This window comes from Nocardioides marmoriginsengisoli, from assembly GCF_003725695.1.
In the GTDB taxonomy this organism is placed as follows: Bacteria; Actinomycetota; Actinomycetes; order Propionibacteriales; family Nocardioidaceae; genus Marmoricola; species Marmoricola marmoriginsengisoli.
In genome coordinates this window covers 55578-79813 of record NZ_RJSE01000005.1, presented here as the reverse complement: position 1 = coordinate 79813, position 24236 = coordinate 55578, and the positions used below count along the sequence as shown (strand labels likewise).

The 24236-nt window shown below is 70.2% G+C and carries 23 protein-coding genes; all 23 read left to right on the top strand.

The annotated features are described in order from the left end of the window. Nucleotides 1-109: 109 nt before the first annotated feature. On the top strand, nucleotides 110-823 hold the full coding sequence (locus EFK50_RS06215) for an MBL fold metallo-hydrolase (protein ID WP_123226708.1): 714 nt from the start codon (nucleotides 110-112) through the stop codon (nucleotides 821-823). Next, nucleotides 823-2154, top strand: coding sequence for a histidine--tRNA ligase (gene hisS, locus EFK50_RS06210; RefSeq protein ID WP_123226707.1), 1332 nt, complete (start codon nucleotides 823-825; stop codon nucleotides 2152-2154). The genes EFK50_RS06215 and hisS overlap by 1 nt, the downstream gene beginning before the upstream one ends. After that, nucleotides 2151-3929, top strand: coding sequence for an aspartate--tRNA ligase (aspS, locus tag EFK50_RS06205; RefSeq protein WP_123226706.1), 1779 nt, complete (start codon nucleotides 2151-2153; stop codon nucleotides 3927-3929). The genes hisS and aspS overlap by 4 nt, the downstream gene beginning before the upstream one ends. A gap of 148 nt (nucleotides 3930-4077) precedes the next feature. Beyond that, nucleotides 4078-5112, top strand: a complete 1035-nt coding sequence (locus EFK50_RS06200) for an ABC transporter permease (protein ID WP_123226991.1) — start codon at nucleotides 4078-4080, stop codon at nucleotides 5110-5112. An 87-nt stretch (nucleotides 5113-5199) separates the two neighbouring features. Then, nucleotides 5200-6936: an ABC transporter substrate-binding protein gene (locus EFK50_RS06195; RefSeq protein WP_123226705.1), complete on the top strand. Its 1737-nt coding sequence runs from the start codon at nucleotides 5200-5202 to the stop codon at nucleotides 6934-6936. A 94-nt stretch (nucleotides 6937-7030) separates the two neighbouring features. Then, nucleotides 7031-8047: an ABC transporter permease gene (locus tag EFK50_RS06190; protein ID WP_123226704.1), complete on the top strand. Its 1017-nt coding sequence runs from the start codon at nucleotides 7031-7033 to the stop codon at nucleotides 8045-8047. Between the two features lie 20 nt (nucleotides 8048-8067). Beyond that, nucleotides 8068-9126: an ABC transporter ATP-binding protein gene (locus tag EFK50_RS06185; protein ID WP_123226703.1), complete on the top strand. Its 1059-nt coding sequence runs from the start codon at nucleotides 8068-8070 to the stop codon at nucleotides 9124-9126. Next, nucleotides 9126-10313 (top strand): ABC transporter ATP-binding protein, encoded by a 1188-nt coding sequence (locus EFK50_RS06180; protein ID WP_123226702.1) that lies wholly within the window; start codon nucleotides 9126-9128, stop codon nucleotides 10311-10313. The genes EFK50_RS06185 and EFK50_RS06180 overlap by 1 nt, the downstream gene beginning before the upstream one ends. Before the next feature lie 26 nt (nucleotides 10314-10339). Further along, nucleotides 10340-11695 carry a replication-associated recombination protein A gene (locus EFK50_RS06175; protein WP_221177302.1) on the top strand — a complete coding sequence of 452 codons (1356 nt, stop codon included), beginning with the start codon at nucleotides 10340-10342 and terminating at the stop codon, nucleotides 11693-11695. 11 nt (nucleotides 11696-11706) lie between these two features. After that, a complete protein-coding gene (locus EFK50_RS06170; protein WP_123226701.1) occupies nucleotides 11707-12201 on the top strand; it encodes a hypothetical protein in 495 nt (164 codons plus the stop codon). Continuing rightward, the gene (locus tag EFK50_RS06165; RefSeq protein WP_123226700.1) at nucleotides 12198-12491 is read left to right on the top strand and encodes a DUF6167 family protein; all 294 of its coding nucleotides are present in this window, start codon (nucleotides 12198-12200) and stop codon (nucleotides 12489-12491) included. The genes EFK50_RS06170 and EFK50_RS06165 overlap by 4 nt, the downstream gene beginning before the upstream one ends. Further along, entirely contained in the window at nucleotides 12491-15166 is a 2676-nt protein-coding gene (gene alaS, locus EFK50_RS06160) for an alanine--tRNA ligase (RefSeq protein ID WP_123226699.1), read from the top strand. The genes EFK50_RS06165 and alaS overlap by 1 nt, the downstream gene beginning before the upstream one ends. Next, nucleotides 15163-15630, top strand: a complete 468-nt coding sequence (ruvX, locus tag EFK50_RS06155; RefSeq protein WP_221177301.1) for a Holliday junction resolvase RuvX — start codon at nucleotides 15163-15165, stop codon at nucleotides 15628-15630. Before alaS ends, ruvX begins: the two co-directional genes overlap by 4 nt. Nucleotides 15631-15670: 40 nt before the next feature. Next, nucleotides 15671-16822 (top strand): endolytic transglycosylase MltG, encoded by a 1152-nt coding sequence (mltG, locus tag EFK50_RS06150; RefSeq protein WP_123226698.1) that lies wholly within the window; start codon nucleotides 15671-15673, stop codon nucleotides 16820-16822. Nucleotides 16823-16825: 3 nt separating this feature from the next. After that, the gene (locus tag EFK50_RS06145; protein WP_123226697.1) at nucleotides 16826-17659 is read left to right on the top strand and encodes a shikimate dehydrogenase; all 834 of its coding nucleotides are present in this window, start codon (nucleotides 16826-16828) and stop codon (nucleotides 17657-17659) included. Beyond that, on the top strand, nucleotides 17656-18390 hold the full coding sequence (locus tag EFK50_RS06140; protein ID WP_123226696.1) for a prepilin peptidase: 735 nt from the start codon (nucleotides 17656-17658) through the stop codon (nucleotides 18388-18390). Before EFK50_RS06145 ends, EFK50_RS06140 begins: the two co-directional genes overlap by 4 nt. Nucleotides 18391-18433: 43 nt before the next feature. After that, nucleotides 18434-19612: a chorismate synthase gene (gene aroC, locus EFK50_RS06135; protein ID WP_123226695.1), complete on the top strand. Its 1179-nt coding sequence runs from the start codon at nucleotides 18434-18436 to the stop codon at nucleotides 19610-19612. Then, on the top strand, nucleotides 19609-20139 hold the full coding sequence (locus EFK50_RS06130) for a shikimate kinase (protein ID WP_246004062.1): 531 nt from the start codon (nucleotides 19609-19611) through the stop codon (nucleotides 20137-20139). The genes aroC and EFK50_RS06130 overlap by 4 nt, the downstream gene beginning before the upstream one ends. Next, nucleotides 20120-21226, top strand: coding sequence for a 3-dehydroquinate synthase (gene aroB / locus EFK50_RS06125; protein ID WP_123226694.1), 1107 nt, complete (start codon nucleotides 20120-20122; stop codon nucleotides 21224-21226). Before EFK50_RS06130 ends, aroB begins: the two co-directional genes overlap by 20 nt. Then, a complete protein-coding gene (locus EFK50_RS06120; RefSeq protein ID WP_123226693.1) occupies nucleotides 21223-21660 on the top strand; it encodes a type II 3-dehydroquinate dehydratase in 438 nt (145 codons plus the stop codon). The genes aroB and EFK50_RS06120 overlap by 4 nt, the downstream gene beginning before the upstream one ends. A gap of 68 nt (nucleotides 21661-21728) precedes the next feature. After that, the gene (efp, locus tag EFK50_RS06115) at nucleotides 21729-22295 is read left to right on the top strand and encodes an elongation factor P (protein ID WP_123226692.1); all 567 of its coding nucleotides are present in this window, start codon (nucleotides 21729-21731) and stop codon (nucleotides 22293-22295) included. 28 nt (nucleotides 22296-22323) lie between these two features. Next, nucleotides 22324-22734: a transcription antitermination factor NusB gene (nusB, locus tag EFK50_RS06110; RefSeq protein ID WP_123226691.1), complete on the top strand. Its 411-nt coding sequence runs from the start codon at nucleotides 22324-22326 to the stop codon at nucleotides 22732-22734. Nucleotides 22735-22788: 54 nt separating this feature from the next. Continuing rightward, complete coding sequence (locus EFK50_RS06105; protein ID WP_123226690.1) at nucleotides 22789-24141, top strand: dihydrolipoyl dehydrogenase family protein; 1353 nt, start codon at nucleotides 22789-22791, stop codon at nucleotides 24139-24141. The last annotated feature ends 95 nt before the right edge of the window (nucleotides 24142-24236 follow it).

The window sequence follows — 24236 nt, the reverse complement described above, 5'->3', positions numbered from 1 at the left end:
GTCCGGTGGAGCACCTGCTGCGGGGTTCATCGTAGCCATGACGAACGCCCCTGTCCGGGGACAGTAGGCTGAACCCCGTTCGTCCACCCCCCGAGCAGGAGAATTGTCAGTGCTGATCGCAGGCTTTCCGGCCGGGCCGTGGGGTACCAACTGCTACGTGGTGGCGACCGGCGCGGGCACCGAGTGCGTGGTGATCGATCCGGGCAAGGACGCCGCCGCCGGTGTGGACGCGGTCATCCGCGAGCACAAGCTGAAGCCTGTCTCGGTCCTGGTCACCCACGGGCACGTCGACCACATGTGGTGCGTGGCCCCGGTGGCGGGCGCGTACGACGCCACGGCGTACATCCACCCGGACGACCGGCACCTGCTGGCGAACCCGATGGCGGGGATGTCCGCGGAGACCACCGCGATGATGCTCGGCGGCAAGTACGAGTTCGCCGAGCCGGACCGGGTCGAGGAGATCGAGGACGGCGCCACCCTGGAGCTGGCCGGTCTGGAGTTCCTGGTCGACCACACGCCGGGGCACACCGCGGGCTCGATCGTCTTCCGCACGCCTTACGCGCAGGACGACATCGCCGAGGTGATGTTCTCCGGGGACCTGCTCTTCGCCGGCTCGATCGGCCGTACCGACCTCCCGGGCGGCGACCACCCGACGATGCTGCGCAGCCTGCGCACCAAGGTGCTGCCGCTGGCCGACAACATCGTGGTGCTTCCCGGGCACGGTGAACAGACCTCGATCGGACAGGAGCGGGCCACCAACCCCTACCTGCTCGACCTCATCGACGGTGATCCCACCGCCTCGCCGGTGACCCGGGGGCTGTGATGAGCGACCGCATCTCCGCCCCCAAGGGCGTCCCGGAGTACCTCCCGCCGGACTCGGCCACCTTCCTCGCCGTGCACGAGGCGCTCGCGGCACCGGCGATCCTGGCCGGGTACGGGTACGTCGAGCTGCCGGTCTTCGAGGACACGAACCTGTTCGTACGCGGCGTCGGTGAGTCCACCGACGTGGTCAGCAAGGAGATGTACACCTTCACCGACCGGGGCAACCGGTCGCTGACGCTGCGCCCCGAGGGCACCGCCGGCGTGATGCGCTCGGTCATCGAGCACGGCCTGGATCGCGGCCAGCTGCCGGTGAAGCTCTGGTACCGCGGGCAGTTCTTCCGCGCCGAGCGCCCGCAGCACGGCCGCTACCGCCAGCTCCAGCAGTTCGGCATCGAGGCGATCGGGTCCGACGACCCGGCCCTGGACGCCGAGGTAATCACCATCGCCGACGACGGGTACAAGTCGCTGGGCCTGACCGGCTACCGGCTCGAGCTCACTTCGCTGGGATGTGCGGAGGACCGGCCCGCGTACCGCGACCTGCTGGTCGGCTTCCTGGCCGGCCTCGACCTCGACGACGCCACCCGGGAGCGGGCTCAGCTGAACCCGTTGCGGGTGCTGGACGACAAGCGGCCCGAAGTCCAGGCCCAGCTCGCCGATGCGCCGCTGATGCTCGACCATCTCTGCGAGGCCTGCGCCGAGCACTTCGCAGCGGTCCGCTCCCTGCTCGACGCCAACGAGGTCACCTACGTGATCAACAAGCGGATGGTGCGCGGGCTCGACTACTACACCCGGACCACCTTCGAGTTCGTCCACGACGGCCTCGGGGCCCAGGGAGGGATCGGTGGCGGCGGCCGGTACGACGGCCTGATGGCGCAGCTCGGCGGCCAGGAGCTCTCCGGCATCGGCTTCGGGCTCGGCATCGACCGGACCTTCCTGGCCTGCCGGGCCGAAGGACTGACCCCTGGGCCGACCCGGTCGCTCGACGTGTACGTCGTCCCGCTCGGCGAGGCCCGGACGCGCGCCGCCCTCCTGGTCACCGAGCTCCGCCGGGCCGGCATCCGCACCGATCTCTCGTTCGGCTCGCGCGGGCTCAAGGGCGCCATGAAGGGGGCGGACCGCTCCGGTGCGCCGTACACGATCGTGATCGGCGAGCGCGACCTGGAAGCCGGCGAGTGCCAGCTCAAAGCAATGGACAGCGGGGAACAGGTCGCTGTACCCCTGGACGAGGTGGCCGCACACGTGGCTCACCTGATTTCGACAAGCTCAATCTCAGGCACCGGCTCAGTCTCCGGCACCAGCTCGACCACCGACGACAAGAAGGAACTCCCGTGATCCGCACCCACGACGCCGGCGCGCTGCGCGCCGAGCACGTCGGCCAGACCGTCACCCTCGCCGGCTGGGTGGCCAACCGCCGCGACCACGGCGGGGTGGCCTTCATCGACCTGCGCGAGGCCAGCGGGGTCGTCCAGGTCGTGATCCGCGACGAGGACGTCGCGCACGCGCTCCGCGCGGAGTACTGCCTGAAGATCACCGGTGAGGTGGCTGCCCGCAAGGAGGGCAACGAGAACCCGAACCTGGCCACCGGCGCGATCGAGATCGTCGCGACCGACGTGGAGGTGCTCAGCGAAGCGGCTCCGCTGCCGTTCCCGATCAGCGACCACGTGGACGTCGGCGAGGAGGCCCGGCTCAAGCACCGCTACCTGGACCTGCGCCGCAGCGGCCCGAACGCCGCGCTCCGCCTGCGCAGCAAGGTGAACAAGGCGGCCCGCGACGTCCTCGACAGCCACGACTTCGTGGAGGTCGAGACGCCGACGCTGACCCGGTCGACCCCGGAGGGCGCCCGCGACTTCCTGGTGCCCGCGCGACTCGCGCCCGGTTCCTGGTATGCGCTGCCGCAGAGCCCGCAGCTCTTCAAGCAGCTGCTGATGGTGGCCGGCATGGAGCGGTACTACCAGATCGCCCGGTGCTACCGGGACGAGGACTTCCGGGCCGACCGGCAGCCGGAGTTCACCCAGCTCGACATCGAGATGAGCTTCGTCGACCAGGACGACGTGATGGCGCTGATGGAGGACGTCCTCGCCGCGATGTGGAAGCTGATCGACGTGGACATCCCGCGCCCGATCCCGCGGATGACGTACGCCGAGGCGATGCGCCGGTTCGGCTCGGACAAGCCGGACCTGCGGATGGGTCTCGAGCTGGTCGAGTGCACCGAGTACTTCGCCGACACCACCTTCCGGGTCTTCCAGGCGCCGTACGTCGGCGCCGTGGTGATGCCCGGGGGAGCGAGCCAGCCGCGCAAGAAGCTGGACGCCTGGCAGGAGTGGGCCAAGCAGCGCGGAGCCAAGGGCCTGGCCTACGTCCTGGTGGCCGAGGACGGGACCCTGGGCGGGCCCGTGGCCATGAACCTGTCGGAGACCGAGCAGGCCGGACTGGCCGCGCACGTCGGCGCCCAGCCGGGGGACTGCATCTTCTTCGGCGCCGGCGCGCCCAAGTCCAGCCGCGCGCTGCTGGGCGCGGCCCGGCTGGAGATCGGCCGCCGCGGCGACCTGATCGACGAGAGCGCCTTCGCCTTCACCTGGGTCGTCGACGCCCCGATGTTCGAGCCGAGCTCGGACGCGGTCGCCAGCGGTGACGTCGCCGTCGGCGCGGGTGCCTGGACGGCGGTGCACCACGCGTTCACCGGGCCCAAGCCCGAGTTCGCGGACACCTTCGACACCGACCCGGGGAGTGCGCTGGCGTACGCCTACGACATCGTCTGCAACGGCAACGAGCTCGGCGGCGGTTCGATCCGGATCCACCGCGAGGACGTCCAGAAGCGGGTCTTCGCCGTGATGGGCCTGACCGAGGACGAGGCGCAGGAGAAATTCGGCTTCCTGCTGGACGCGTTCAAGTTCGGCGCGCCCCCGCACGGCGGCATCGCGATCGGCATGGACCGGATCTGCGCGATCCTCGCCGGGAGCGACTCGATCCGCGACGTGATCGCGTTTCCGAAGAGCGGTGGCGGGTATGACCCACTCACCGCGGCCCCGGCGCCCATCACTGCTGAGCAGCGTAAGGAAGCCGGAGTCGACGCGCGCCCGACGGAGGATCTTCACCCCAAAGCCTGAGAAGCCGGTGTTTCGCCGTCACGCGTCGTGACGTGATCGTTACTCCACGGTGACCATTTCCACCATGTTCTTCCCATAGAGTCGCGGACGGACCAGGGCAATCCCCTTGTCCGGACTATCGACTCGGTGACGAACGGACGAGGTGAAGATGACCATCCCGGCTTCCGAAATGGAGGGCCACGCCGTTCCTCCTCTGGGTGAATCCGAGGAAGGCGTCGCGGGTAAGGTCGCCGGTCGTTCACCGACCCAGCTGGCGATGGCGCGGTTCCGTGCCGACAAGCTGTCGATGATCTCGTTCTACGTCTCGTGCTTCGTGGTCTTCGCGGCGGTGGCATCGCCGATCCTGGTCAAGATCGGGGTCTTCGACCCGGACGGTCTCAACCAGGACAAGCTGAACACCGATCTCGGCGGCATCCCGCACGGAGCCTTCGGCGGCGTCAGCTGGTCGCACCCGCTCGGACTGACTCCGGGCAACGGCGAGGACCTGCTCTCACGGCTCTCGTTCTCGATGACCTACTCGCTCGGCATCGCGCTGACCGGGACCCTGATCACCGTGCTGATCGGCGTGGTGCTCGGCATCATCTCGGGTTTCAGCGGCGGCTTCGTCGACGCCACGGTCGGCCGGTTCATCGACCTGACCCTGTCGTTCCCGCAGACGATGATGCTGCTGGCGCTCGCCGCGCCCACCGTGCTGCTGATCCGCAAGGACGTCTCCGAGCTACCGCTCCTCGGGTTCCTGGAGAATCCGGATCTGGCCAACGGCCTGTTCGTGGTGATCATCCTCTCCGCCTTCGGCTGGCCGCCGGTGGCCCGCGTCGTCCGCGGCCAGGTGCTCTCGATCCGCGAGCGCGAGTTCATCGAGGCCGCCAAGCTGATCGGCGCGTCGCGCAAGCGCCTCTACTTCAAGGAAGTGCTGCCGAACGTCTGGGCGCCGATCCTCGTCTACACGACGTTGCTGATCCCGGCGTACATCTCGGCCGAGGCCGCGTTCAGCTTCCTCGGAGTCGGCATCAAGCCGCCGACGCCCACCCTGGGCAACATCCTGCGCGACTCGGTCAGCTGGACGACGGCGGATCCGACGTACTTCTTCCTTCCCGGGATCGTGCTGGCACTGACCGTCGTGGCCTTCAACCTCGTCGGCGACGGAGCCCGGGACGCCCTCGATCCGAAGACCCATCGATAACAGACTCAGCCCCTGCCGACAGAGCCGGCGGAGGCTGTCGGACGCCGGGTGTTCCCGGCGCCGTCACACCAGATAGGAGAAAGTTGGATGGCTATCAGCAAGAAACCATTTGCCGCCTTGGCGGTAGCTGCGCTCGCGACCACCTTGGTCGCGTGCGGTGGTAGTGACGGGGACAACGGAGGCGGGAGCAAGAGCGAAGGCACCGCCGGCGGTAACGCGATCTTCTACAACGGTGTTCGCAACACCGAGCACTGGGACCCGCAGCGGATGTACATCGGCCGCGACCTGAACAACTCGGGCCGTCTCTTCTACCGGAGCCTGGTCGCCTACCCGGCGTCCAACGACCCGGTGAAGGGCACCACGCCGATCCCCGACCTGGCGACCGACACCGGTACGTCGGAGGAGGCCGGCAAGGTCTGGAAGTTCACGGTCCGCGACGACGTGAAGTGGGAGGACGGCAAGGCCATCACGTGTGAGGACTTCGCCTACGGCGCCTCGCGCAACTTCGCCACCGACGTGATCATCGGCGGCCCGGCGAACTACCTCTTCACCTACCTGGACATCCCGACCGGCAAGGACGGGCTCCCGGAGTACAAGGGCCCCTTCAAGAAGACCGGCCAGGACCTGTTCGACAAGGCCGTGTCCTGCGACGGCAACACCATCACCTACAAGATGAAGAAGCCGTGGCCGGACTTCCCGCAGTCGATCGCCTCGCTGCGCTACCTCGACCCGTACCGTGCGGACCTGGACAAGGGCGACGCGAGCAACTTCCAGATCATCTCGAACGGTCCCTACAAGCTCGATGGCAAGTGGACCGAAGGCACCGGCGGCAAGTTCGTCCGGAACACCAACTGGGACGCGAAGACCGACACCATCCGCAAGGCGCTGCCGGACACCTGGCAGTTCAAGGAGGGTGACACCGAGGAGACGATCTACGAGCAGTTCCTCGCCAAGACCGGTGACGCCAACTTCGGCGTGACCGAGCGTCGGATGCCGCCGACGTTCTACAGCCGGATCGCGGAGGCGGGCAAGCTGTACACCAAGGTCGAGTCGCCGTTCGTCGACTACGTGCTGCCGAACTTCAACTCGCCGGTCTTCAAGGACATCAAGTGCCGCGAGGCGCTGAAGTTCGCGACCGACAAGACCGCCTGGATCAACGCGGGTGGTGGCGAGCGTGCCTTCACGCCGGCGTACTCGGCCGTGAACCCGTCGGTCCCGGGCTACGAGAAGAACGCCGCGTTCGGCGACATCCCGGACAACGGTGACATCGAGCAGGCCAAGGCTGCTCTTGCCGAGTGCTCGGCTCCGAAGCCGGTGAAGATCAAGTTCACCTACTCCGGTGGTACCCCGACCTCCGACAAGCAGGCCTCCGCTCTCAAGGCGGCGTGGGACAAGGCCGGTTTCAAGACCGAGCTCGACCCGCTGGCCGACACCTACTACTCCGTGATCCAGAAGCCGGACGCCGACTTCGACGTCACCTGGGGTGGTTGGGGTGCTGACTGGCCGTCCATCGGCACGGTGATCCCGCCGCTGTTCGACAGCCGGATCAACATCACGCCGTCGTCCAACGGAAACGACTACGGAAACTACAAGGGCGGTCCTGAGGTGGACGCGATGATCGATGCTGCCTACGCCGAGACCGACCTGACGAAGGCCGCCTCCCTGTGGGCCGGCGTCGACGCCAAGCTCGGTGAGGATGTCGCGTACATCCCGCTCGAGATCACGATCTTCAACTTCCTGCACGGATCGAAGATCACCGGCTACTCCAACAACGTCTCGACGAACGGCTACGCCGACCTCGCGACCATCGGAGTGACGAAGTAACAACCACGTAGTACGTCGACGGTCGGGATCGTTCCGACGATCCCGACCGTCGACGCCACGCCGTCCGCACGTCCGACTGCAGAGGTCTTCTCCCTTGGTTGCCTACATCATCCGCCGGCTGATCGCCGGTGTGGTCCTGCTCGTCGTGATGAGCATCGTGACCTTCGCGCTGTTCTTCGCCTCGCCGATCGACCCCGCGCAGTTCGCCTGCGGCAAGAACTGCTCGCCGGCGATGAAGGCGCAGACCGCGGCCTCGATGGGGTACGACGACAACTTCTTCGCCCAGTGGGGCAAGTTCGCCAAGGGTGTCTTCGTCGGCCGCGACTTCCCGGACGACCCGAAGCTCAAGATCACCGCACCGGAGACGATCGCGCACTGCGCGGCGCCCTGCCTGGGCTACTCCAAGGAGCGCACCTCGACGGTCACCGACCTGATCAAGCAGACGATGCCGGTCTCCCTGTCGATCGCGGTCGTCGCGTTCGCCTTCTGGATCATCGGCGGCGTGCTGCTCGGCGTGATAGCCGCGCTCAAGCGCGGGACCCTGATCGACCGCGGCCTGGTCGGACTTTCCCTGGTGCTCTACGCGTTCCCGACCTTCTTCATCGGCTTGCTGCTGCTCAAGTTCGTGGCGATCCAGTGGAATTGGGTGCCCGTGCCGGAGTACACCCCGATTGCCGAGGGCGGCATCACCGGGTGGCTCTCCAGCCTGCTGCTGCCGGCGATCACCCTGGCGGTCTTCTTCATGGCCGGCTACGTCCGGATGACCCGTGCCTTCGTGCTGGAGTCGCTCTCGGAGGACTACGTGCGCACGGCCAGGGCCAAGGGCCTGCCGAAGCGCACGGTGACCTTCAAGCACGCCCTGCGCGCCGCGCTCACCCCGATCGTGACCATGGCGGGCCTCGACTTCGCCGGCCTGATGGGCGGCGCGATCATCACCGAGTCGGTCTTCAACTACCCGGGACTGGGCAAGCTCGCGGTCGCGGCCAACACGGACTTCGACCTGCCGACGCTGGTCGGACTGGTCATCCTGCTCGCCAGCTTCGTGATCATCGCCAACATCATCGTGGACGTCCTGTACGCCGTGATCGACCCGCGCGTGCGGCTGAGCTAGGAAGGACTGCAGTGACGGACATGCACAGCAACGACGGCCCGTACCTGTCGGTCGAGGACCTGGTGGTCCACTTCCCGACCGCGGACGGGATCGTGAAGGCGACCGACGGGCTCAGCTTCACGCTCGGCCGGGGCAAGACGATCGGCGTGGTGGGCGAGTCGGGTTCCGGCAAGTCGGTCTCGAGCTCGGCGATCCTCGGTCTGCACCGGGGGAGCAGTGCCCAGGTGAGCGGCCGGATCGTGCTCGGCGGCACCGACCTGCTCATGCTCTCCGACGAGGAGATGCGGCTGCGGCGGGGCAAGGAGGTCTCGATGATCTTCCAGGACCCGCTGTCCGCGATGCACCCCTACTACACCGTCGGCAACCAGATCGCCGAGGCCTACCTGGTGCACAACGACGTCTCGAAGAAGGCGGCGCGTGCCCGGACGCTCGAGATGCTCGAGCGGGTCGGCATCCCGCAGCCGGACCGCCGGATCGACGACTACCCGCACCAGTTCTCCGGCGGCATGCGCCAGCGCGCGATGATCGCGATGGGCCTGATCAACGACCCCGGCCTGATCATCGCCGACGAGCCGACCACCGCGCTCGACGTGACCGTGCAGGCGCAGATCCTCGACCTGCTCCAGGACCTGCAGCGCGAGTTCAACTCAGCGATCATCATCATCACCCACGACCTCGGCGTGGTGGCGGAGATGGCCGACGACGTCCTGGTGATGTACGCCGGCCGCGCCGTCGAGTACGGCCCGACCAAGGACGTGCTCACGCACCCGCAGATGCCCTACACCTGGGGGCTGCTCTCCAGCGTGCCGGACGTCCAGGGCGACACCAACGCCGCCCTGATCCCGATCCCGGGCAATCCGCCGAGCCTGCTCAACCCGCCGACCGGCTGCGCGTTCCACCCGCGCTGCGTGCACCGGAGCAAGGTGCCGGCGGACCTGTGCACCACGACGCTGCCGGAGCTGCTCCCGGGCTCGCAGGGCCCCGGACACACCAAGCGTTGCCACCTGGCCGATCCTGACGAGCTCTACCGCACGGAGATCCTCCCGGAGATCATGCCCGACCTGATCGTGGAGGACTGATGGAAGAGCTCGTCGCAGAGGCGCACGCACCGTCCCAGCTGAACCCGGACGCCGCCCCGATCCTCGAGGTCGAGAATCTGCAGATGTACTTCCCGGTGCGCTCGCACGGCCTGGTCCGGCGCGTCGTCGGACAGGTGCAGGCCGTGGACGGAGTCTCGTTCCAGCTCGGAGCGGGCTCGTCGCTCGGCCTGGTCGGCGAGTCCGGCTGCGGCAAGTCGACGACCGGACGCGCGATCACCCGTCTCTACGAGCCCACCGGCGGAGCGATCCGCTTCGAGGGCAAGGACATCGCCCGGATCAGCCCGAAGAACCTCAAGCCGATCCGCCGCGACATCCAGATGATCTTCCAGGACCCGTACACCTCGCTGAACCCGCGGCACACCGTGGGCACGATCGTCGGGGCGCCGCTGGAGATCCACAACCTGGTGCCGAAGGACAAGGTGCTCCCGCGGGTGCAGGAGATCCTGGAGGTGGTCGGGCTCAACCCGGAGCACTACAACCGGTACCCGCACGAGTTCTCCGGCGGGCAGCGCCAGCGGATCGGCATCGCCCGGGCGCTGATGCTGCAGCCCAAGCTGCTGGTGGCCGACGAGCCGGTCTCCGCCCTCGACGTCTCGATCCAGGCGCAGGTGGTCAACCTGCTCCAGGACGTCCAGAAGGAATTCGGGATCGCGTTCCTCTTCATCGCCCACGACCTGGCGATCGTCCGGCACTTCTGCCCGGAGATCGCGGTGATGTACCTGGGCAAGATCGTCGAGATCGCCGACCGGGAGACGCTCTACAGCCGTCCGCACCACCCGTACACCCAGGCGCTGCTCTCCGCGGTTCCGGACGTGCGCCAGGCGGCGGTCGGCGGTCGGCGCGAGCGGATCCGGCTCACCGGCGACGTGCCGAGCCCGATCAACCCGCCCTCGGGCTGCCGGTTCCGGACGCGGTGCTCGCTGGCGAAGGAGATCTGCGCCAAGGTCGAGCCGCCGCTGCTCCAGGTCGGTGCTCGCCACAAGGTGGCCTGCCACTTCCCGGGCGAGCTCGGGCACGCTCCGCAGACTCCGGTGACCACCGGGATCTGCGGCGTCGACGCCCAGGGCAACACGGTGGCCGGTCAGACGGCCGACATCCAGCTGAACGCCCCGGGGTACGACACGACCTGGCTGGACCTGGCGACGGGACAGCGGACCGGCGCCTGACGGAGCGGGTCCGTAGGCTGTCGTCCGTGGATGACGGACTGTTCGACACGCCTGCGACCCCGGCCGCCCCCGGCGGCGGAACGCTGGCGGGCAATACCCACACGTCCGCCCCGCTCGCGGTCCGGATGCGCCCGCGCACCCTGGACGAGCTCGTCGGCCAGCAGCACCTGCTGGCGGCGGGATCGCCGCTCCGGCGACTCATCGAGGGCGACCAGTCGATGTCCTTGCTGCTCTGGGGTCCGCCCGGCACCGGGAAGACCACCATCGCGGCGATCGTCTCGGGGCAGACCGACCGGGTCTTCGTCGAGGTCTCGGCAGTCGCTGCCGGGATCAAGGACGTCCGGGCCGCGATCGACGCCGCGCGCGCCCGGCTGGTCGCCACCGGCCAGGAGACGGTGCTCTTCGTCGACGAGGTGCACCGGTTCAGCAAGGCCCAGCAGGACGCGCTCCTCCCCGGTGTGGAGAACCGCTGGGTGACCCTGATCGCCGCCACCACCGAGAACCCGCACTTCTCGGTGATCTCGCCGCTGCTCTCCCGGTCGTTGCTGCTCACCCTGGAGCCGCTGACCGACGAGGACGTCCGCGGGGTGGTCACCTCGGCGGTCACCGACGAACGCGGCCTGGCCGGCGCGGTCAAGGTCAGCGACGAGGCGCTGGACCACCTGGTCCGGCTGGCCGGCGGCGACGCCCGCCGCTCGCTGACCTACCTGGAGGCCGCCGCCGGGGCCGCGGTCTCCCAGGGCCTCGACGTGGTTGACCTGGCCACCGCGGAGACCGCCGTCGACCGGGCGGCGGTCCGCTACGACCGGGACGGCGACCAGCACTACGACGTGATCAGCGCGTTCATCAAGTCGGTGCGCGGATCGGACGTCGACGCGGCGCTGCACTACCTGGCCCGGATGATCGAGGCGGGGGAGGACCCTCGGTTCATCGCCCGGCGGCTGGTGATCTCGGCGAGCGAGGACATCGGCCTGGCGCACCCGGCCGCGCTCACGACCGCGGTCGCGGCTGCCCAGGCCGTCCAGCTGATCGGGATGCCGGAGGCACGGATCAACCTGGCCCAGGCGGTGATCGAGCTGTCGCTGGCACCGAAGTCGAACGCGGTCATCAAGGCGGTGGACGCCGCCATCGCCGACGTCCGGGCCGGGAAGATCGGCACCGTCCCGCCGCACCTGCGCGACGCGCACTACCCGGGATCGAAGAATCTCGGCCACGGCGCCGGGTACCTGTACGCCCACGACCAGCCCTACGGGATCGCCGAGCAGCAGTACCTGCCGGACACGGTCGAGGACGCGGAGTACTACCAGCCGACCGCGCTCGGCGCCGAGGCCGGCTTCCGGGAGCGCTGGGAGCGGGTTCGGCGGATGATCCGCGGCAGGTAGGGTCATCTGCCATGAGCGAGATCCTGTCTGCCCTGGGCGGAGCCGTCTCGGCGCTGCTCGTGGTGGCGCTGATCTCGGTCGCGCGCCGACGCAGCCGCGGGCGGGCCGACCTGGAGGCGATGCTGGACGCCGCGCACCGGGAGAGCGATGACCTGCGGGCCCAGCTGGACGACCTGGTGGCACCTGGTTCCGTGGCTCCGCGGAGCGCTCCCGCCTCGCCGACGTACGTGATCACCGACGCGGGTTCCGGCCCGGTCGAGCCCGCCGAGGAGCCGGTTCCGGTTCCCGACCGGCTCGTCCTCTCGGCCACCCTCGGAGCTCCGCTGGTCAAGGCCGCAGCGTTCACGCACGGCCTCCGCCGGGCGTTCTCGGCCGAGTCCCGCAACAGGATCTGGTTCGAGATGCGGAGAGAGGTGCGCAGCTCGCGCAAGCGACGCCGCCGGCAGGTCCGAGAGCACCTCCGGAACGTGCGCGCCGACGAGCGTGCCCAGGAGGGCCTCGCATGAGGCGTGGCTTCTGGTTCGTCGCCGGTGCCGGTGCCGGGGTCTACGTGATGGTCAAGGCCCGCCGCGCCGCCGAGGTGTTCACCCCCGAAGGCCTCCGCGACCGGGTGGCCGGCCTGGGCGTGGGCGCGCAGCTCTTCGCGGACGAGGTCCGCAACGGCATGACCGAACGCGAGACCGAGCTGCGCGAGCGCTTCGGCTACGTACTGGACGGACCTGACGGAAACCGTGCGAACAACCATGGGTCGCTGACCGAGAGCTCGGCGCCACTCCCGCTGGAAGGCAGACACTGATGCACCCCGACACCAGCTCCGCGGACATCCGCCGCCGCTTCGTCGAGCACTTCGAGGCCGCCGGCCACACGGCCGTGCCCTCGGCGCCGCTGCTGGTCGACGACCCCAACCTGCTCTTCGTCAATGCCGGGATGGTGCCGTTCAAGCCGTTCTTCCTGGGCCAGGAGACGCCGCCGTACCAGCGGGCCGTCAGCGTGCAGAAGTGCGTGCGCACCCCGGACATCGAGGACGTCGGCAAGACCACCCGGCACGGGACCTTCTTCGAGATGTGCGGCAACTTCTCGTTCGGCGACTACTTCAAGGCCGGCGCGATCGAGCTCGCCTGGGACCTGATCACCAAGCCGGTCGCCGACGGCGGCTTCGGGCTCGAGGAGTCCCGGCTCTACCCGAGCGTCTACGAGGACGACCCGGAGGCGGTCGAGCTCTGGAAGAAGATCACCGGCGTCCCCGACGACCGGATCGCCCGCCTCGGCAAGAGCGAGAACTACTGGTCGATGGGCGTGCCCGGACCCGGCGGCCCGTGCTCGGAGATCCTCTACGACCGCGGCCCGGCGTACGGCGCCGACGGCGACTTCGGCGCCGAGGACCGGTACCTGGAGATCTGGAACCTGGTCTTCATGCAGGACGAGCTCTCCGCGGTCCGGAGCAAGGTCGACTTCGACATCGCCGGCGCGCTGCCGAAGCAGAACATCGACACCGGCATGGGCCTCGAGCGGGTCGCGTTCCTGCTCCAGGGCAAGGACAACATGTACGAGATCGACACCATGTTCCCGGTGATCGAGCGTGCCCAGGAGCTCTCCGGCCGCCGGTACGGCGCGGACCCGGTCGACGACGTCCGGTTCCGGGTCGTCGCGGACCACGTCCGCTCCTCGATGATGCTGATCGGTGACGGCGTCACGCCGGGCAACGAGTCCCGCGGCTACGTGCTGCGCCGGCTGCTGCGGCGGGCGGTCCGGTCGATGCGGCTGCTCGGCTACGAGGACCGCGCCCTGCCCGAGCTCTTCCCGGTGAGCCGGGACAGGATGGCGCCCGGCTACCCGGCGCTCACCGCGGACTGGGACCGGATCGCCCAGGTCGCGTTCGCCGAGGAGGACGCGTTCCGGAGCACCCTGCGCGCCGGGACCCAGATCTTCGACAACGCCGCCGTGGAGACCAAGGCGGCCGGCGCCACCGTGCTCGCGGGTGAGCAGGCCTTCGCTCTGCACGACACCTACGGCTTCCCGATCGACCTGACCCTGGAGATGGCGGCCGAGAACGGCCTCACCGTCGACGAGGAGGGCTTCCGCGCCCTGATGGCCGAGCAGCGCAACCGCGCCAAGGCCGACGCGAAGTCCAAGAAGGGCCAGCACGCCGACACCAGCGTCTACCGCGGCATCCTCGACGCCAACGGCCCGACCGAGTGGCTGGCCTACGAGACCCTGACCACCGAGTCCCGGCCGCTGGCGCTGCTCGCCGGCGGCGCCCCGGTCCCGGCGCTCGGCCAGGGCGAGATCGGCGAGCTCGTGCTCGACCGCACTCCGTTCTACGCCGAGTCCGGCGGCCAGGTGGCCGACGCGGGCCGGATCGTGTTCGACGGCGGCGTCCTGGAGGTCCTCGACGTCCAGCGCCCGGTGCGCGGACTGGTCGTGCACCAGGTTCGGGTGCTGGAGGGCGAGTTCGTCAGCGGCGGGACGCTCCAGGCCGAGGTCGACCCCGACTGGCGGACCGGCGCGCGCCAGGCCCACTCGGGCACCCACGTCGTGCACGCCGCCCTGCGCGAGGTGCTCGGCCCGACCGCGCTGCAGTCCGGCTCGTACAACCGTCCCGGCTACCTCCGCCTCGACTTCGGCTGGACCACCGGCCTCACCGACGCGCAGTACCGGGACCTGGAGACGGTCTCCAACAACGCGCTCCGCGCCGACCTCGCCGTCGGCTGGGAGTACATGACCCTGGACCAGGCCCGCGACTGGGGCGCGATCGCGCTCTTCGGCGAGACGTACGACGACACCAAGGTGCGGGTCGTGGAGATCGGCGGTCGCTGGTCCCGGGAGCTCTGCGGCGGCACCCACGTCGACCACTCCTCGCAGATCGGCACGATCGTGCTGACCAGCGAGTCGTCGGTCGGCTCGGGGAACCGCCGGATCGAGGCCCTGACCGGCTACGAGGGCTTCGCCTACCTGGCCCGCGAGCGCGATGTGGTCGCCCAGCTCACCGGACTGCTCAAGACCCAGCCCGACGACCTGGTGGGCCGCGTCGGGGACCTGGTCGAGCGCCTCCGCGCGGTCGAGAAGGAGCTCGAGAAGGGGCGGCTGCAGCAGTTGCTCGCCGGAGCCGGCGCCCTGGCCTCGGCCGCCGAGGACATCGGCGGGGTCGGCTTCGTCGGCCAGGTGGTCGAGGGGGCCGGTGGCGGCGACGTACGGACCCTGGCGCTCGACGTCCGCGGACGGCTCCCCGGCGACCGGCCGGGCGCGGTGCTGGTGATCGGCGTCCAGGACGGCAAGCCCTCCCTGGTGACTGCGGTCAACGAGGCCGGGATCGCCGCGGGCGTCTCCGCCAACACCCTGCTCCGGGCGGCGGCGTCGCTGCTCGGCGGCAAGGGCGGCGGCAAGGACGACGTCGCCCAGGGTGGTGGCTCGGACGCCAGCCGCGTGACCGACGCGCTCGAGGCCGCGCGCGCAGAGCTGGCACGGCGTTGACCGATCTGGAGCCTCGCGGCGTCCGGGTCGGCCTCGACCCGGGCGATGCCAGGATCGGGGTCGCGAGCTGCGACCCGAGCGGGATTCTGGCGACCCCGGTGGAGACGGTCCCACGCGGCGAGGGCGATCTGGATCGGATCGCGGCAATCGCCGACGACCTGGGCGCCGTCCTGCTCTACGTCGGACTTCCTCGCTCGTTGGGCGGGGGCGAGGGCCCCGCGGCGGGTAAGGTTCGGGCATTCACCGCCGAGCTCGCGGTCCGGGTGGCTCCACTTCCGGTCCGGCTGGTCGACGAGCGGCTGAGCACGGTCACTGCCGAGGGAGTGCTCCGTGACCGCGGCAAGAAGGGCAAGAAGCGGCGCGCGGTGGTGGATCAGGCGGCAGCCGTGGTCATCCTCCAGAACGCGATCGACACCGAACGTACCCAGGGGCGACCCACCGGCGAATTGGTAGCGGCCGGCTGAGCCGCGAGGCCGCCGGACGACCCGAGGAGAAGGAACAGACGTGAGCAACATCGGACTCGACTTCGAACCCGGCGACGACGAGCAGCCGTTGCCGCGGGCCGGGTCCCGACGGGCCGAGCGCACCACGGCCAGCCGGACCCGCGGGTGCCTGCCGATGCTCCTGGTCCTGCTGGTGATCGTCGCCGGCGCGTACTTCGGCGGCGGCTGGGCGCTGGACAAGGTCAAGTCGCTGACCGGTTCGAGCCCCGACTTCGGCGGTCCGGGCTCCGGTTCCGCCGTCGTCGAGGTGCACAGCGGCGACACCTCCTCCGACATCGGCCGGACCCTGAAGGCCGAGGGCGTCGTGAAGAGCGTGGACGCGTTCGTCGACGCCGCCCGGGCGGACGAGGCGTCCCGGTCGATCCAGGTCGGGTTCTACGAGGTCAAGAAGGAGATGAAGGCGGTCGACGCCTTGGCGATCCTGATCAACCCGAAGAACCTGATCCAGACCCGGGTGGTGATCCCCGAGGGGTCCCGCAAGGAGTCGGTCGTGAAGGCGATCGTGAAGGCTACCGACTTCACCAAGGCCCAGGTGAACAAGGCGCTGAGGAACACCAGGGCCCTGGGACTGCCCGCGTCCGCGAACGGCGACCCGGAGGGCTACCTGTTCCCGGCCACCTACAGCGTCGTCCCCGGTGAGACCGCGGCCGAGCTGCTCAAGCAGATGGTCACCAAGGCCAAGCAGGTCGAGAAGGACCTGGACCTGGAGTCGAAGGCGCAGGCCCTCGGCTACACCCCGGCGCAGATCATCACGATCGCCAGCATCCTCGAGTACGAGGCCAGCCGGAACCAGGACTACCCGAAGGTGGCCCGGGCGATCTACAACCGCCTCGACGACGGGATGGCGCTGCAGTCCGACGCGACCGTCGCGTTCGCCAACAACCTCTCCGGCACGATCTACACCAGCGACGCGGACCGGGCGAACCCGTCGCCGTACAACACCTACCTGCACAAGGGCCTGCCGCCGGGCCCGATCGGATCGCCGGGGGAGCAGACCATCAAGGCCGCTCTGAACCCGGCGGACGGACCGTGGTTGTACTGGGTGGTGGTGAACCTGAAGACCGGAGAGACCCGGTTCAACGAGACCTTCGCGGCGCACCAGCAAGACGTCGAGGTCTTCCGCCAGTACTGCCAGACCTCGGACGCCTGCTGACCGATGCCCACGACCGCAGCCACGAAGTGCGCCGTTCTCGGCTCGCCCATCGACCACTCGCTCTCCCCGGTGCTGCACCGGGCGGCGTACGCCGAGCTCGGGCTGCCCTGGAGCTACCAGGCGATCGACGTGGAGGAGCGTGAGCTGGCCCGGTTCATCAAGGGGCTGGACCGCACCTGGCGCGGCCTCTCGCTGACGATGCCGCTCAAGCGCACCGTGATGCCGATGCTCGACGACGCGGACCCGTGGGCTCGGCTGTCCGGGTCGGCGAACACGGTGGTTCTCAACCACGGCGCGCTGACCGGCTACAACACCGACATCCCGGGCGCGATCGCCGCGCTCCGGGAGCGGGTCCCCGGGCCGTTCACCGAGGCCGTGGTCCTCGGCGGCGGTGCCACCGCGGCCTCGATGCTGCTGGCGTTGGGCGAGCTCGGCTGCCAGCACGCGCGGCTGCTGGTCCGGGAGCCGTCCCGGGCCACCGAGACCCTCCAGGTCGTGGCGGCCTTCGAGCGCGGCCCGGCGGTCACCGTCGGGACCCTGGGCGACCCGGTCGGCGCGGTGGACCTGGTGGTCTCCACGATCCCGGCCGTGGCCCAGACGAAGTGGCTGGTGAAGAGCGCCGACCCGTGCCCGGTCGTCTTCGAGGTGATCTACGACCCGTGGCCGACGCCGCTGGCCGCCGCCGCCCTGGTGTCCGGCCGGATCCTGATCAGCGGCCTGGACCTGCTGATCAACCAGGCAGCGCTGCAGGTCGAGCTGATGACCAAGCAGACCGCTCCGGTCGCCGCGATGCGGGCCGCCGGGGAAGGTGCGCTGGCAGCCCGGACCCGGCGGTGAGCTGGTTCGACCCGGGTCATCCGGCGACCGCACTGGCGGCGCTGGCGATCGGCTTGCTCGCCGGTCTGCTGGTGCCCAGGATGGTGGCTCTGGTCCCCGAACCGGATCCCGACCCCGAGGCGGCCCCGGATGCCGCGCCGAAGCTCTTGTACGTCGATCTGGCGGCCCGCCGCGGCCTCGCCTGGCAGGCAGCCGTGGCGACCGGCCTCGCCAGCGCGGTGATCGGCGCCTCGGTCGGCTGGCACTGGCCGTTGCTGGTCCTGCTGCCCGCGGTCCCGGTCTGCGTGGCGCTCGGCTACATCGACTGGCACACCCGGCTGCTGCCCAGCCGGTTGCTGCTGCCGGCGCACGCCGTGCTGCTCGCGCTGGGGGTCGTCGCCGCCCTGGTGTCCGCCGATCTCGACGCCCTGCTCCGAGCCGTGATCGCGATGCTGGTGGTGCGCTCGATCTTCTGGATGCTCTGGTGGATCAGGTCCGCGGGGATGGGCTTCGGCGACGTGCGGCTCTCCGCGCTGCTCGCCTTCGGCCTGGGCTACCTGGGCTGGGCCGAGGTCGTGATCGGGATCTACGCCGGGTTCGTGGTCTTCGTGGCCCCGGGGATCGTGGTCGCCCTGGTCCGCCGCGACCGGGGCTTCCTGAAGAGCCGGATCCCGTTCGGTCCGTTCATGGTGATCGGGGCACTGGTCGGGATCGCGACCGGGCCGTGGATCGCCGGCAGTCTCGGTTACTGACGGCGACGGCCACCGCCGGCGCCGCGCGTGAAAGACTTCGCACATGCTCCGATGGCTCACCGCGGGGGAGTCGCACGGCCCCTCCCTGACCGCAATCCTTGAAGGTCTCCCGGCTCACGTCGAGGTGACCTCCGCCGACATCGCCGATGCGCTGGCCCGCCGGCGGCTCGGTTACGGCCGTGGTGCCCGGATGAAGTTCGAGCAGGACGAGGTCACCATCACCGGCGGGGTCCGGCACGGCGTCACCCAGGGCGGCCCGATCGCGATCAGCGTCGGCAACACCGAGTGGCCCAAGTGGGAGACGGTGATGGCGGCCGACCCGGTCGACCCCTCGCTGCTCAAGGAGACCGGGCGCAACGCCGCCCTGACCCGGCCGCGCCCCGGGCACGCCGACCTCGCCGGCATGCAGAAGTACGACTTCGGCGAGGCCCGCCCGATCCTGGAACGCGCGTCGGCGCGCGAGACCGCCGCCCGGGTGGCGCTCGGCCGGGTGGCCACCAACTTCCTCGCGCAGGTGGCCGACGTCGAGGTCCTCTCGCACGTGGTCGAGCTCGGCGGGGTGCCCGCTCCGGCGGGTTCTGTCCCGGAGCGCGGTGACACGCCGCGCCTCGACGAGGACCCGGTGCGCTGCCTGGACGCGGACGCGTCGGCGGCGATGGTCGCCCGCATCGACCAGGCCCACGAGGACGGCGACACCCTCGGCGGCGTCGTCGAGGTGGTCGTGCACGGCCTCCCGCCGGGCCTGGGCTCGCACGTGCACTGGGACCGGCGGCTCGACGCCAAGCTGGCCGGCGCGCTGATGGGCATCCAGGCGATCAAGGGTGTCGAGGTCGGCGACGGCTTCGACCTGGCCGCCACTCCGGGGTCGCTGGCGCACGACGAGATCGTGAGCACCGACGGGGCGATCCGCCGTACGTCGGGACGCTCGGGCGGCACCGAGGGCGGGATGTCGACCGGCGAGACCCTCCGGGTCCGGGCCGCGATGAAGCCGATCGCCACCGTCCCGCGGGCGCTGCGCACCGTCGACGTCGCCACCGGGGAGGCCGCGGTCGCGCATCACCAGCGCTCCGACGTCTGCGCGGTGCCGGCGGCCGGGATCGTCGCCGAGGCGATGGTTGCGCTGGTGCTGGCGGACGCGCTGCTGGAGAAGTTCGGCGGCGACTCCGTGGGCGAGACCAAGCGCAACCTGGAGAACTACCTGGCCAACCTGAGGTTCAGGTGACGGCACCGCTGCTCGTGCTCGTCGGCTCGATGGGCGCCGGCAAGACGACCGTGGGCGGTCTGGTCGCCACGGCGCTCGGCGTCGAGTTCCTCGACACCGACCAGCTGGTCGAGGCGACCGCGGGCAAGCCGGTGGCGGAGATCTTCGTCGACGACGGCGAGGACCACTTCCGTGAGCTCGAGCGGATCGCCGTAGCGGCGGCGCTGAGCTCCCACGGGGGAGTCTTGGCCCTCGGTGGCGGCGCGGTCCTCGACGAGTCCACCCGGGCACTGCTCGACGGCCACCAGGTCGTCTTCCTGCAGGTCGGCCTGAGCGACGCCGCGTCCCGGGTCGGCCTGGGCGTCTCCCGCCCGCTCCTGCTCGGCAACGTCCGCGGCCGGATCAAGCAGCTGCTCGACGAGCGCACCCCGATCTACGCGGCGGTGGCCCGGCACACCGTCCCCACCGACGGGCTGGATGCCGCCGAGGTTGCTGACCTGGTGCTGGCGCTGGTGCAGGATGGTGAGCATGTCCACCAGCACGACTGAGACCCGGATGCACGTCGGTGGCGCCTCGCCGTACGACGTGGTGGTCGGGCACGGCGTCCTCGGCGAGGTCGCCGGGATGCTCGGCGACCGCCCGCAGCGGGTCGCCGTGGTCCACGCCGAGCCGCTGGCCGGGATCGCCGAGCGGGTGATCGCCACGCTCGGCGACTACGAGGTGCTCCGGATCGTGCTGCCGGACGGCGAGATCGCCAAGACCGGCGCGGTCGCGATCGACGCCTGGGAGCAGCTCGGCGCTGCCGGCTTCACCCGCTCCGACGCCGTCGTCACGGTCGGCGGCGGCGCCACCACCGACATGGGCGGCTTCATCGCGGCCACCTGGCTGCGCGGCGTCCCGGTGGTGCACGTGCCGACCACGCTGCTCGCGATGGTGGACGCGGCCGTCGGCGGCAAGACCGGGATGAACACCCGGGCCGGCAAGAATCTGGTCGGTTCCTTCCACGAGCCCGCCGGCGTCGTGGTCGACCTGGACGTCCTCGGCACCCTGGCGGAGCCGGAGCTGATCGCCGGTCTCGGCGAGGTCGTCAAGTGCGGCTTCATCGCCGACCCGGAGATCCTGGCCCTGATCGAGCGCTGCCCGGCCGATGCGCTGGAGCCGCGCTCGGCGGAGCTCCGGGAGCTCGTCGAGCGGGCGATCGCGGTCAAGATCGCGGTCGTCGTGGGCGACCTGAAGGAGACCGGGGGAGCCGACGGCCACCCCGGGCGCGAGGTCCTGAACTACGGCCACACGATGGCGCACGCGATCGAGAAGGCGACGTCGTACCGGGTCCGGCACGGCGAGGCGGTCGCGCTGGGCATGGTCTACGTCGCCGAGCTCGCGCGGCTCGCCGGCCGGCTCGACGCGGACACCGCCGCCCGGCACGCCGCCGCGCTGGCGTCGGTGGGCCTGCCGGTCCGTTTCGGCGAGGTCGACTTCGAGGTGCTGCACGACGCCATGCGCGTCGACAAGAAGACTCGCGGCTCCCAGCTCCGGTTCGTGGTCCTGGACGGCCTCGCGCAGCCGTCGATCCTGGCCGGTCCCACCGACGCCGACCTCCGGGCGGCGTACGAGCACCTGGCCGGTGCGCGATGAAGGTGCTCGTCCTGAACGGCCCCAACCTGGGCCGGCTCGGTCGGCGGCAGCCGGAGATCTACGGGTACACCACCCACGACGAGCTCGCCGACCGCTGCGTCGGCTGGGGTCTCGACCTCGGCCTGGAGGTCGAGGTCCGGCAGACCAACCACGAGGGCGAGCTGCTGGACTGGCTCAACGACGCGGCCGACACCGAGACCCCGGTGGTGCTCAATGCCGCCGCCTGGACGCACTACTCGTACGCGATCTTCGACGCCTGCGGTCAGCTCACGGCCCCCCTGGTCGAGGTGCACATCTCCGACCCGGAGTCCCGTCCCGAGGTGTTCCGGCACACCTCGGTGGTGACCCCGCACGCGGCCGCGGTGATCGCCGGGTACGGCGTCGACGGGTACCGGATGGCACTGGAGCACCTGGCTTCGTCCCGGAACGGATAGACTCTCCCGCTGGCGCGCCTCCAGGTGCCGCCCCTCCACCGCACTCCAAAGACAAGGTTCCTGCGCGCATGGCAACGACGAACGACCTCAAGAACGGCATGGTTCTCAACATCGACGGTCAGCTCTGGGCTGTCACCGACTTCCAGCACGTGAAGCCGGGCAAGGGTCCGGCGTTCGTCCGCACCAAGCTGCGCAACGTCGAGTCCGGCAAGAACGTCGACAAGACCTTCAACGCGGGCACCAAGGTCGAGACCGCGACGGTCGACAAGCGGACGATGCAGTACCTGTACAACGACGGCACCTCGTTCGTCTTCATGGACACCTCGACCTACGACCAGCTCGAGGTCTCGCCCGAGATCGTCGGCGACGCCACCAACTACCTGCTGGAGAACCAGGAGGCGATCGTCGCGACCAACGACGGCCGGGTCCTGTTCGTCGAGCTGCCCGCCTCCGTAGAGCTGGAGATCACCTTCACCGAGCCCGGCCTGGCCGGTGACAGCGCCACCGGGCGCACCAAGCCGGCCACCCTGGAGACCGGCCACGAGATCCAGGTCCCGCTCTTCATCAACCAGGGCGAGAAGATCAAGGTCGACACCCGCGAGGGCGGTTCCTACCTCGGCCGGGTCAAGGGCTGAGTCGGCTGTCCACGCGAATCGCAGCACGATGAGCGCCCGCTCCAAGGCCCGGAAGCGGGCTCTCGACCTGATCTTCGCCGCCGAGGCCCGTGGAATGTCCGTCGACGAGCTGCTGAGCTCGCAGGTCGACGCCGGCGAGGCCCCGTCCAACGAGTACACGGTCACCCTGGTCCGCGGTGTCCACGAGAAGGCTGCCCGTCTCGACGAGCTGATCTCGACCTACGCCGAGGGCTGGACGATCGAGCGGCTCCCGGCCGTCGACCGGAACGTGCTGCGGCTCGGCATCTACGAGCTCCTGTACGTCGACGACGTCCCGGACGCGGTCGCGGTCAGCGAGGCGGTCAACCTGGCCCGGGACCTGTCCACCGACGAGTCCCCGGGGTTCGTCAACGGCATCCTGGCGTCGGTGACCCGCGACAAGGAACGCCTGCTCGCCTAGGGCACGCCCTAGCCGGCACTGGTCCTCGTCGGCTCCGGGTGGTTGTCTGGCCGTATGAGCCAGCACCAGCAGGAGTGTGACGTCGTCGTCCTCGGACTCGGGCCGGGCGGTGAGCACGCCGCCGCGGTGCTCGCCGGCAAGGGCCTCGACGTCGTCGCGATCGACGAGCGCCTGGTCGGCGGCGAGTGCCCGTACTTCGGGTGCGTGCCGTCGAAGATGATGATCGCCGCGGCGACCGCGCTGCAGCAGGCCCGCCGGGTCCCCGGCCTGGCCGGGAGAGCCGACGTACGCCCCGACTGGGGTCCGGTCGCGTCCCGGATCCGGGACGAGGCTACCGACGACTGGGACGACAAGGTGGCCGTCGAGCGGCTGGAGGCGGCCGGCGCGACCTTCGTCCGCGGCCGGGGGACGATCACGGCTCCGCGCGAGGTCACCGTCGACGGGACGGCGTACGTCGCCCGCCGCGGCATCGTCCTCAACACCGGTACGACGCCCGGCGCACCGCCGATCGACGGCTTGGCGGAGACACCGTTCTGGACCAACCGGGAGATCGTCAAGGTCACCGAGCTGCCGGCGTCCCTGACCGTGATCGGCGGCGGCCCGATCGGCTGCGAGCTGGCCCAGGTGCTCGCGACGTTCGGCGTCGCGGTCACCGTGGTCGAGGTCGCGGACCGGCTGATCGCGGTCGAGGAGCCCGAGGCGTCGGACCTGCTGACCCGGGCGTTCGCCGCGCAGGGCATCGAGGTGGTCACCGGGGCGAGGATCCAGCGGGTCGAGCACGCCGGGGACGCGTTCACCGTGGTCCTCGACGACCGGGAGATCGTCTCCGAGCGGCTATTGGTCGCGGCCGGGCGGCGCAACAACCTCGCCGGGATCGGGCTCGAGCACGTCGGCCTGGACCCGGAGGCGCGGGTGCTCGAACCGGACCAGCGGATGCGGGTGGCCGACGGGGTCTGGGCTGTCGGCGACATCACCGGCAAGGGCGCGTTCACGCACGTCTCGATGTACCAGGCCGACGTGGTCGTCCGCGACGTCCTCGGCGAGGACGGTCCCTGGGCGGACTACCGGGCGGTGGCGCGGGCAACCTTCACCGCTCCGGAGATCGGGTCGGTCGGCCTCTCGGAGGCGGCCGCGCGCCAGCAGGGCCTGGACGTGCGGGTGGCGACCGGCGACCTGGGTTCCCGGGGCTGGCTGGCGAAGGAGGAGGGCCTGGTCAAGCTGGTGGCGGACCGGTCCCGCGGGGTGCTGGTCGGCGCGTGCGTGGTGGCCTCCACCGGCGGCGAGGTGCTCTCGATGCTGGCGACCGCGATCCACGCCGAGATCCCGATCGCGACCCTGGCGGAGATGCACTTCGCCTACCCGACGTTCTACCGGGCCGTGCAGCCCGTCCTCCGGGACCTGCTCTAGCGCGGCAGTACCGGCGGCCGGGGTCCGTCGCCGGACTGGTAGAGTCGGGGCTGTTCGACATCCTTTAACGATCCGTCCCGTGAGGCGGAGAAGGA

Excerpts from the sequence above, each read along its gene's own strand:
- hisS (WP_123226707.1), top strand. The coding sequence starts at position 823 with ATGAGCGACCGCATCTCCGCCCCCAAGGGCGTCCCGGAGTACCTCCCG.
- EFK50_RS06200 (WP_123226991.1), top strand. The coding sequence starts at position 4,078 with ATGACCATCCCGGCTTCCGAAATGGAGGGCCACGCCGTTCCTCCTCTG.
- EFK50_RS06195 (WP_123226705.1), top strand. The coding sequence starts at position 5,200 with ATGGCTATCAGCAAGAAACCATTTGCCGCCTTGGCGGTAGCTGCGCTC.
- EFK50_RS06185 (WP_123226703.1), top strand. The coding sequence starts at position 8,068 with ATGCACAGCAACGACGGCCCGTACCTGTCGGTCGAGGACCTGGTGGTC.
- EFK50_RS06180 (WP_123226702.1), top strand. The coding sequence starts at position 9,126 with ATGGAAGAGCTCGTCGCAGAGGCGCACGCACCGTCCCAGCTGAACCCG.
- EFK50_RS06170 (WP_123226701.1), top strand. The coding sequence starts at position 11,707 with ATGAGCGAGATCCTGTCTGCCCTGGGCGGAGCCGTCTCGGCGCTGCTC.
- EFK50_RS06165 (WP_123226700.1), top strand. The coding sequence starts at position 12,198 with ATGAGGCGTGGCTTCTGGTTCGTCGCCGGTGCCGGTGCCGGGGTCTAC.
- alaS (WP_123226699.1), top strand. The coding sequence starts at position 12,491 with ATGCACCCCGACACCAGCTCCGCGGACATCCGCCGCCGCTTCGTCGAG.
- EFK50_RS06145 (WP_123226697.1), top strand. The coding sequence starts at position 16,826 with ATGCCCACGACCGCAGCCACGAAGTGCGCCGTTCTCGGCTCGCCCATC.
- aroC (WP_123226695.1), top strand. The coding sequence starts at position 18,434 with ATGCTCCGATGGCTCACCGCGGGGGAGTCGCACGGCCCCTCCCTGACC.
- aroB (WP_123226694.1), top strand. The coding sequence starts at position 20,120 with ATGTCCACCAGCACGACTGAGACCCGGATGCACGTCGGTGGCGCCTCG.
- EFK50_RS06120 (WP_123226693.1), top strand. The coding sequence starts at position 21,223 with ATGAAGGTGCTCGTCCTGAACGGCCCCAACCTGGGCCGGCTCGGTCGG.
- efp (WP_123226692.1), top strand. The coding sequence starts at position 21,729 with ATGGCAACGACGAACGACCTCAAGAACGGCATGGTTCTCAACATCGAC.
- nusB (WP_123226691.1), top strand. The coding sequence starts at position 22,324 with ATGAGCGCCCGCTCCAAGGCCCGGAAGCGGGCTCTCGACCTGATCTTC.
- EFK50_RS06105 (WP_123226690.1), top strand. The coding sequence starts at position 22,789 with ATGAGCCAGCACCAGCAGGAGTGTGACGTCGTCGTCCTCGGACTCGGG.